Genomic DNA, 1,003 nt, shown 5'->3' on the forward strand with positions numbered 1-1,003 from the left:
GGCAGCTTCATCACGCCACACATAACAGATGATCAAGGCAATAATAGAGGGCCAACCGGTGAGAAAAGCTGTGACGATAAGTGCTGGAGACAGCAAACCATTAAAGGCGCTAAAGAAATGTAATAAGTAAGCGACAAAAACGAGCTTCTCTAACTTACCACTTGGTACATTCGCAACATTTGACACAGCATGTACCTCCTAGACGTTTGACTCTGGCGCATCGCTTTGCGCTTTTGTCTCTCGCAACTTCTCGCGATGATTTGAACGAGCAAGCGCCTGCATATCTTCAACGGCGTCCGTCTCGTCCATGATCTCTCGCCCTAGCAAAGTTTCAATGGCATCTTCTAAAGACACAACCCCTTCGTTCTGGCCAAACTCATCTGTCACCAAAAACAAATGTGCGCGCTTCTTAATGAACGTATCGAGGAGCTTTTGAACAGGTAAGCGATCGGACACACGGCTCAACGGTTTAATAACGGAAACAATACTCTCGCTACCCTTGCCTTGGCGTTCAGCTTCATATAGATCGGCACGAATCACCTGACCAATCACATCATCAACATGCTCGTCGTAAACAGGTATACGTGTAAATTGCCTTGTTTGCGGATCATCCAAAGCTTCTTGAATGGTGGTGACCGCAGGAAGCATATGCACAACACTGCGAGGCGTTAAAATTTCTTCCGTCGCCACTTCTCGAAGATGAAGTAGATTTGATAAGTATTCATTCTCTTGCGAGACAATCGTGCCGTCTTTTTGGCCAAGTGAGGCAAGCGCTAAAATTTCATCACGCGTAATCACATTGTCTTTGTCTTTACTGAATAACTTGGTCAAGCGCGTCGACAGCCACACTAGCGGGAACACAATTTTCACTAACCAAGAGATAGTAAAAGACGCCGGCACAGCAAGTTGCCGCCAATAGGTCGCGCCCAATGTCTTAGGAATAATCTCAGAAAAATACAAAATAGCTAAGGTGAGTAACACCGCAATCAGTGTTTCCCACTCG

General features: G+C 46.0%; 2 protein-coding genes. Both read right to left on the reverse strand.

Annotated elements, in window-relative coordinates; translation table 11 throughout:
* Window positions 1-186 (reverse strand): hypothetical protein (locus A3738_RS05410; RefSeq protein WP_197473622.1); only part of this gene is annotated, 186 nt, incomplete at its 3' end.
* Window positions 187-198: 12 nt separating this feature from the next.
* A partial coding sequence (locus A3738_RS05415; protein WP_068763428.1) for a CNNM domain-containing protein occupies window positions 199-1,003 on the reverse strand: 805 nt, incomplete at its 5' end.

This window comes from Oleiphilus sp. HI0066, from assembly GCF_001635725.1.